Origin of the sequence: Oceanicola sp. S124 (assembly GCF_000220565.1) — a bacterium.
Classification (GTDB): domain Bacteria; phylum Pseudomonadota; class Alphaproteobacteria; order Rhodobacterales; family Rhodobacteraceae; genus Pseudooceanicola.
Map to the genome: position 1 here is coordinate 1 of NZ_AFPM01000102.1, position 7,947 is coordinate 7,947.

A 7,947-nucleotide genomic window follows, 5' to 3' on the forward strand; every position below is an offset into this window, starting at 1 on the left:
CCATCGTCCAGGCGTCGGCAACGGGCGATTTCACCCATGCGGTCGCCATCCCGCTCTGGGTCATGGTGATCGGCGCCCTGGGCATCTCGTTCGGGCTGTTCCTCTTCGGGCCGAAGCTGATCCGCATGGTCGGCAACCAGATCACCAAGCTGAACCCGATGCGCGCCTATTGCGTCGCCCTCTCGGCGGCGATCACGGTGATCGTGGCCAGCTGGCTGGGGCTGCCGGTCAGTTCGACCCATATCGCCGTCGGCGGCGTCTTCGGCGTCGGGTTCTTCCGCGAATGGGACACCGCGCGGCGCATGCGCCAGAGCCGCCAGGCGGTTGTCGGCCCGGAGGAGATCGGGCCGGAAGAGCGCCGCCGCCGCCGTCTTGTCCGCCGGTCGCATTTCATGACCATCATCGCGGCCTGGGTGATCACCGTGCCTGCCGCGGCGGTCCTTTCCGCCGGTATCTTCCTGGTGATCCGGGGCATCACGGGCTGAGGCGTCCGCAGCCCTCTCGCGACGTCAGAAACGAAAAGGGCGGCCCGTTGGCCGCCCTTTCCGTTTGTCCTGCGAGGTCGCGCCTCAGCTCTTCATCGAGTCCCAGAAGCCCTTGACCGACTTGAAGAAGCCCTCGCTTTCGGGATTGTTCTCTTCCGAGAGATCCTCGAATTCGCGCAGCAGCTCCTTCTGGCGATGGGTCAGGTTCACCGGGGTTTCCACCGCCAGCTCGATGAACATGTCGCCCTGGCCGCTGCCCCGCAGCGCGGGCATGCCCTTGCCACGCAGGCGCATCTGCCGGCCCGACTGGCTGCCCTCGGGGATCTTCACGCGCGAACGGCCACCGTCGATGGTCGGCACCTCGATGTCGCCGCCAAGCGCCGCCTTGGCCACCGAGACGGGGACGCGGCAGAAGAGGTTGACCCCCTCGCGCTCGAAGATGGCGTGCTTGGCGACCTCGATGAAGATATAGAGATCGCCCGCCGGACCACCGCGCAGCCCGGCCTCGCCCTCGCCGCCGAGGCGGATGCGGGTGCCGGTCTCGACCCCGGCCGGGATGTTGACCGAGAGCTGGCGATCACGTTCGATCCGGCCCTGGCCACCGCAGGCCTTGCAGGGGTTTTTGATGATCTGCCCCATGCCCGAGCAGGTCGGACAGGTACGTTCGACGGTGAAGAAGCCCTGCTGCGCGCGCACCTTGCCCATGCCGGAACAGGTCGGGCAGGTCACCGGCTCGGCGCCGCCCTCGGCCCCGGAGCCGTGGCAGACGTCGCATTGCACCGAGGTCGGTACGCGGATCGCCTTCTGCAGGCCGGCATAGGCCTCTTCCATGGTGACGCGCAGGTTGTAGCGCAGGTCGGCACCACGGGTGGCGCGCTGGCGCCCGCCGGGCTGGCGCCCGCCCATGAAGTCGCCGAAGAGGTCGTCGAAGACATCCGAGAAGGCCGAGGCGAAATCGGCATTGCCGGCCCCGCCGCCCGGACGGCCGCCACCGCCCATGCCGCCCTCGAAGGCCGCATGGCCGTAGCGGTCATAGGCGGCTTTCCTGTCGGGATCCTTCAGGCAGTCGTAGGCCTCGTTCACTTCCTTGAACTGGTCTTCGGCCTTGGGGTTGTCGGCATTGCGGTCGGGGTGAAGCTCTTTCGCCTTCTTGCGATAGCCCTTCTTGATCTCCTCCGCCGAGGCCCCTTTCGACAGGCCGAGCACCTCGTAGTAATCGCGTTTTGCCACGGTCGGTTATCCCTTGCCTCAGGAACGTGGAAGCCGGCCCGCCCGAAGGGAGGACCGGCCCCAGTGGTTCCTCAGCGTGGGCTGAACAGGTCAGCCACGCTTGTTGTCATCCAGATCCTCGAAATCGGCGTCGACGATATCGTCGTCATCCGAAGATCCCTCGGCGGCACGGTCGGCGGCCTCGGGTTCATCGGAACCCTCGTCCATCTGCGACTTGTAGATCGCCTCGCCCAGTTTCATCGATGCTTCGGTGACGTTCTGGATGCCCGACTTGATCTTGTCGGCGTTGCCTTTTTCCAGCTCGTCCTTCAGCGCGGCCACGGCCAGCTCGATCGCCTCGACGGTCGAGGGGTCGACCTTGTCGCCGTGCTCTTCGATCGACTTCTCGGTCGAGTGGATCAGGCTTTCCGCCTGGTTGGTGGCTTCCACCAGCTCGCGGCGCTGCTTGTCCGCTTCGGCGTTCTCTTCCGCGTCCTTGACCATCTGTTCGATGTCGGCATCGGACAGACCGCCAGAGGCCTGGATGGTGATCCGCTGTTCCTTGTTGGTGCCCTTGTCCTTGGCGGAGACCGACACGATGCCGTTGGCGTCGATGTCGAAGGTCACCTCGATCTGGGGCATGCCACGCGGCGCCGGCGGGATGTCTTCCAGGTTGAACTGGCCGAGCATCTTGTTGTCGGCGGCCATCTCACGCTCGCCCTGGAACACGCGGATCGTCACGGCGTTCTGGTGGTCCTCGGCGGTCGAGAAGACCTGGGACTTCTTGGTCGGGATGGTCGTGTTGCGGTCGATCAGGCGGGTGAAGACACCGCCCAAGGTCTCGATGCCCAGGGACAGCGGGGTCACGTCCAGCAGGACCACGTCCTTCACGTCACCTTGCAGAACGCCGGCCTGGATGGCGGCGCCCATGGCGACGACTTCATCCGGGTTCACGCCCTTGTGGGGTTCCTTGCCGAAGAACTTGGTCACCTCTTCGATGACCTTCGGCATGCGGGTCATACCGCCGACCAGAACGACTTCGTCGATGTCCGAGGTGGACAGACCGGCATCTTTCAGGGCTGCCTGGCAGGGCTTCAGCGAACCCTTGATCAGGTCACCCACCAGGCTTTCCAGCTTGGCACGGGTCAGCTTCATGACCATGTGCAGCGGCTGACCGTTGGCACCCATCGAGATGAAGGGCTGGTTGATCTCGGTCGACTGGCTGGAGGAGAGCTCGATCTTGGCCTTTTCGGCGGCTTCCTTCAGACGCTGCAGGGCCATCTTGTCCTGGGTCAGGTCGACGTTGTGCTCTTTCTTGAACTCGCCGGCCAGGTAGTTGACGATCCGCATGTCGAAGTCTTCGCCACCCAGGAAGGTGTCGCCGTTCGTCGACTTCACCTCGAACAGGCCGTCGTCGATTTCCAGGATGGTGACGTCGAAAGTACCGCCGCCGAGGTCATAGACCGCGATGGTGTGGGTTTCCTGCTTGTCCAGACCGTATGCCAGGGCGGCAGCCGTCGGTTCGTTGATGATCCGCAGCACTTCCAAGCCGGCGATCTTGCCGGCGTCCTTGGTGGCCTGACGCTGGGCGTCGTTGAAGTAGGCAGGCACGGTGATGACGGCCTGGGTGACCTCTTCGCCGAGGTAGCTTTCGGCGGTTTCCTTCATCTTGCCGAGGATGAAGGCGGAGATCTGCGAGGGAGAGTACTTCTCGCCCTTGGCTTCGACCCATGCGTCGCCGTTGCCGCCGTTGATGACGTTGAACGGCAGGTTCTTCAGGTCCTTGGCCAGATCCGCGTCGTCTGCACGACGGCCGATCAGGCGCTTGACGCCGAAGACGGTGTTGGTCGAGTTGGTGACGGCCTGGCGCTTGGCGCTCTGGCCGACCAGCCGCTCTTCATCGGTGAAGGCGACGATCGAAGGCGTGGTACGTGCGCCTTCCGAGTTTTCGATGACTTTCGGCTGCGCGCCGTCCATGATGGCTACGCAGGAGTTGGTGGTGCCGAGGTCAATCCCGATCACTTTACCCATGTTTGCAATCCCTTCTACTTAAGGCGATGGTCCGGGTCCCGACCCGATTACGGCATCGGTGTCCCGAGACCCGGTCCGGCGGGGGTTTCGCCCCGCCCGCCGGGCTCGAGGGGTATATAAGGAGGGGGTTTCGGCGCTGCAAGCCGGTCACAACTGCGAGATCGGCAAAAAATGCGCCATCCTTACCGCCGCAGCGTCGTTTGGCGGTCTGCTGGCGCGAAAAAACTGCAAATCGCGGAATTTTGGCCGACGCCGGCGCGGCGCAGGAACCGGGTTGCCCTGCGGCCCGGGGCGCCTACCCTTGCGGCACGGAAGGAACGCCCCGATGAGCACAGCGCCAAGCCTGACCCTGCGCGGGGTCGAGATCTACCAGCACTTCCTTGATCGCGCCGCGCAGCAGGCGCTGGTCGATGACCTGCGCGCGGTGCAGCGGGCCGCGCCGCTGTTCTCGCCGGAAACCCGTTTCGGTCAGAAGATGTCGGTGCAGATGACCTCGGCGGGGAAATACGGCTGGTTCTCGGACCGGCGCGGCTATCGCTACGAGCGGCGGCACCCCTCGGGCGTGGACTGGCCGCCGATCCCCGAGAGCGTGCTGGCGATCTGGCGCGCGGTGACGGGGCTGGACCGCCTGCCCGACTGCTGCCTGGTCAATTTCTACCGAGAGGGCGCCCGCATGGGCCTGCACCAGGACCGGGATGAGGCCGACTTCGGCTATCCCGTGCTCTCGGTCTCGCTGGGGGATGACGGGCTGTTCCGCATCGGCAACGAGACGCGCGGCGGCAAGACCGAATCGATCTGGCTGCAAAGCGGCGACGTGGCGGTGATGGGCGGCGCGGCGCGGCTGCTGCATCACGGGGTGGACCGGATCCGCCCCGGATCATCCACCCTGCTGGCCCAGGGCGGGCGGATCAACCTGACCTGCCGGGTCGTCGACTAGGCACACCGGACTGGGCGCCCTAGCGCCTTGCGTTCCAGCTGACCGAGGCGTGACGGCGGGTGTAGAACTCTCCGATCATGCCCAGGCAGAAGATCGCCACGGCCACGGTGATCGCGTAGCTCAACGACGAGTAATGCGGATTGTAGTTGATGAAGGTGTCGCCGCGCGCCTGGTCGATGGAATGGAACAGCGGGTTCCAGTCGAACATGTTGCGCATGGTCGGGGTGATCTGGTTGGCGACGAACATCTTGCCCGAGGCGATCATGTTGGCGCGGGTATAGAGTTGTGCGGCAATCCCTGTGAACTCGGGGAACCAGGGGCGCAGGGCAAGAAAGCAGACCCCGACCGCGATGCCGTAGAACCAGGCCACCATGATGCAGCCGAAGGCGCCCGCCGGATCGTAGATGTCGAAGGGTCGGACCGCGACATGGTAGACGAAAAGGATGACGAAGAGCGTCAGCACCTGCAGGTACAGCGTCGACAGCGCCGCCGAGGCCAGCGAGATCAGCGTGTTCATCGGTGCATGCTTCATCATCGGAGAGCTGGGGCCATCCGCCCCCATCACCGAGGTCACGGTCTTCACGTGGCACATGTAGATGAAGATGCCGGACAGCATGAACAGCAGGAAGTCGCCGCGGATGGCCGTGCGGCGCAGGCCCAGAAGGGTGAACATGAAGTAGAACACCGCCAGCATGATCGCCACCCGCACCAGGTTGTTGACGATCGAGAGCACGGCGTTGTTGTGGCTTTTGCGGATGTTGTGGGCCGTGGAATGGAAGATCAGCTCGGCCATGGAAATGGCAGACTGCAGGCGCGTCCTGCTGGCCCTTTGCTGAAACATGTCTTCACCCTCTGCCCGCCGCGCCCTGCGCGGGCATCGACATCCGCGCAGGTTACCGCGACCGGGGACGGCAGGCAAATGCGCTTGGAGGGTGATCCGATCACCCTTTCGCGCCCCGCTGCCGCATTCCGGCCTAAAAAACAGTCAGTGGCCCGGAGCTTCCCGCTTTCGATCCGTGCCGCCATTGCCCGCATGGGTTGAGCTGCGGCGCAGCGGCGTATTCCCGCCGAGCGTTGCGGATCGCGTCTGCTGTGACCCGGGCCGGCGCGGGGCCCGCGCCTGCGTGCGAGCCGGAAGATGCCGTGCTGGCGGTGGCATGAGACCGGCCAACCGGCCGCTAGGCAGATGCCGTGTCTGTAAATTAAGTAAATTAAATCATTGTTTTGCGATTTTTTCTCGCCGCCGGAGCCCATCCTCGTGCGGCACCCGGCAGCTCCGGTGGGTGCCGCATTTTCATGCCGACCGGATCAAAGTTTCCGCTGGGGAAGGGTTTCTCGGGGTACGGCTTTGTCATTGTCTCGGCGCTGCTCTACCATGGCGGCAGGGACGCGTGCCGGTTGCCGGCATCGGAACCCGTCGCCGGTTCAGGGGTTGGGCCGACCGGAGGCAGGGCTGAAAGTCGGGAAAATGCCCGGATCGCGTCACATGTATTACGCTCGGCGGTGGCATCCTGCCCCCGATTGGGCAATGGTCAGGTTGGTCAGTAGATCTGGTTCGCATATTCGATCCGCCGGTCCTGTCCCGGCACAATCGTTCCGGCACGACGCCTGAATGGCATGCCGCAGAAAAAATTGAGGGCACCCAGTGAAGAACAAAGTCACGAAAGCAATTTTCCCCGTCGCCGGTCTCGGGACGCGCTTCCTTCCCGCAACCAAGTCCGTCCCCAAGGAGATCATGACCCTGGTCGACCGCCCGCTGATCCAATACGCGATCGACGAGGCCCGTGCCGCCGGGATTGAGGAATTCATCTTCGTCACCTCGCGCGGCAAGTCCGCGCTCGAGGATTATTTCGACCATAGCGCCGTTCTCGAGGCCGAGCTTGCCGCCAAGGGCAAGGACGACCTGCTGGAAGTGCTGCAATCCACCTACATGGACAGCGGCCAGATCGCCTATATCCGCCAGCACAAGGCCCTGGGCCTGGGGCATGCGGTCTGGTGTGCCCGCCGCCTGCTGCGCGCCGACGAGCCCTTCGCCGTGATCCTGCCCGATGACGTCATCGCCGCCGAAAAGCCCTGCCTGCAGCAGATGGTCGAGGCCTTCGAGGAAAACCCCGCCTGCATGGTTGCCGCCATGGAAGTGCCGGCCGACAAGGCCAAGTCCTACGGCATCCTCGACGTGAAAGAGGACATGGGCTCGGTCGTGACGGTGAAGGGCATGGTCGAGAAGCCCAAGCCGGGCACTGCGCCCTCGAACCTCGCCGTGATCGGCCGCTACGTGCTGACGCCCCATGTGATGGAGAACCTGCATCACATGAAGGAAGGCGCCGGCGGAGAGATCCAGCTGACCGACGCCATCGCGGACGAGATCACCGCCGGGCGTCCGGTGCATGGTTTCCGCTTCAACGGCCAGCGTTTCGACTGCGGGTCCAAGGCGGGCTTCCTGCAGGCCACCGTGTCCTTCGGTCTGGCCCGCGACGATCTGCGGGACGAGCTGATGGGCTACCTGCAGGACGTCGTCCAGCATCCCCAGGCCGCGCAGTAAGGCGGCGGGACCTTGGATCATGTGCTTGTCACCGGGGGTGCGGGCTACATCGGCTCGCACGCCTGCAAGGCGCTGAAGGCGGCCGGGTTCGTCCCGGTTACCTTCGATTCGCTGGTCACCGGCTGGCAGGATGCCGTGAAATTCGGCCCCTTCGAGCAGGGCGACCTGCTGGACCGCGCCCGGCTGGACGCGGTCTTTGCCAGGTACCAGCCCGTCGCCGTGATGCATTTCGCCGCCCTCAGCCAGGTCGGCGAGAGCATGCAGCAGCCGGGCCTCTACTGGCGCAACAACGTGCTGGGCTCGCTCAACCTCGTCGAGGCGGCGGTCGCGGCGGGCTGCATGAACGTCGTCTTCTCCTCGACCTGCGCCACCTATGGCGAGCATGACAACGTCGTGCTGGACGAGGACACGCCGCAGCATCCGATCAACGCCTACGGCGCCTCGAAACAGGCGGTGGAAGAGATCCTGAAGACCTTCGGCGAGGCCCATGGCCTGCGTCACGTGATCTTCCGCTACTTCAACGTCGCCGGTGCCGATCCCGAGGGCGAGGTGGGCGAGCATCATCGCCCCGAGACCCACCTGATCCCGATCATGCTGGAAGCCATCGACGGCCAGCGCGAGGCGCTGACGGTCTTCGGCACCGATTACGAGACCCCCGACGGCACCTGCATCCGCGATTACGTCCATGTCTGCGACCTGGTTGACGCCCATGTGCTTGGCCTGCGCTGGCTGCAGGAGGGCCG

The 7,947-nt window shown here is 64.8% G+C and carries 7 protein-coding genes; 4 read left to right on the forward strand and 3 right to left on the reverse strand.

What is annotated here, in order from left to right; translation table 11 throughout:
* A partial coding sequence (locus OS124_RS0107565; protein WP_010138870.1) for an inorganic phosphate transporter occupies nt 1-485 on the forward strand: 485 nt, incomplete at its 5' end.
* 84 nt (nt 486-569) lie between these two features.
* Here the strand turns inward: OS124_RS0107565 and dnaJ are convergent.
* On the reverse strand, nt 570-1,715 hold the full coding sequence (dnaJ, locus tag OS124_RS0107570; protein ID WP_010138871.1) for a molecular chaperone DnaJ: 1,146 nt from the start codon (nt 1,713-1,715) through the stop codon (nt 570-572).
* 90 nt (nt 1,716-1,805) lie between these two features.
* Nucleotides 1,806-3,725 (reverse strand): molecular chaperone DnaK, encoded by a 1,920-nt coding sequence (gene dnaK / locus OS124_RS0107575; protein WP_010138873.1) that lies wholly within the window; start codon nt 3,723-3,725, stop codon nt 1,806-1,808.
* Nucleotides 3,726-4,050: 325 nt separating this feature from the next.
* On the opposite strand from dnaK, the gene OS124_RS0107580 reads away from it, so the two are divergent.
* On the forward strand, nt 4,051-4,662 hold the full coding sequence (locus OS124_RS0107580; protein ID WP_010138874.1) for an alpha-ketoglutarate-dependent dioxygenase AlkB family protein: 612 nt from the start codon (nt 4,051-4,053) through the stop codon (nt 4,660-4,662).
* Between the two features lie 19 nt (nt 4,663-4,681).
* Here the strand turns inward: OS124_RS0107580 and OS124_RS0107585 are convergent, their stop codons facing one another.
* On the reverse strand, nt 4,682-5,503 hold the full coding sequence (locus tag OS124_RS0107585) for an ABC transporter permease (RefSeq protein WP_029375262.1): 822 nt from the start codon (nt 5,501-5,503) through the stop codon (nt 4,682-4,684).
* 804 nt (nt 5,504-6,307) lie between these two features.
* Here OS124_RS0107585 and OS124_RS0107590 point away from each other — a divergent pair.
* Both OS124_RS0107590 and galE read left to right on the forward strand, forming a co-directional pair.
* Nucleotides 6,308-7,204 carry a UTP--glucose-1-phosphate uridylyltransferase gene (locus tag OS124_RS0107590; protein WP_010138876.1) on the forward strand — a complete coding sequence of 299 codons (897 nt, stop codon included), beginning with the start codon at nt 6,308-6,310 and terminating at the stop codon, nt 7,202-7,204.
* A 12-nt stretch (nt 7,205-7,216) separates the two neighbouring features.
* Nucleotides 7,217-7,947: UDP-glucose 4-epimerase GalE (gene galE, locus OS124_RS0107595; RefSeq protein WP_010138877.1), on the forward strand; the 731-nt coding region annotated here is incomplete at its 3' end.

Coding starts and splice junctions, on each gene's coding strand:
- dnaK (WP_010138873.1), bottom strand. CDS start 3,725: ATGGGTAAAGTGATCGGGATTGACCTCGGCACCACCAACTCCTGCGTA.
- OS124_RS0107580 (WP_010138874.1), top strand. CDS start 4,051: ATGAGCACAGCGCCAAGCCTGACCCTGCGCGGGGTCGAGATCTACCAG.
- OS124_RS0107585 (WP_029375262.1), bottom strand. CDS start 5,503: ATGTTTCAGCAAAGGGCCAGCAGGACGCGCCTGCAGTCTGCCATTTCC.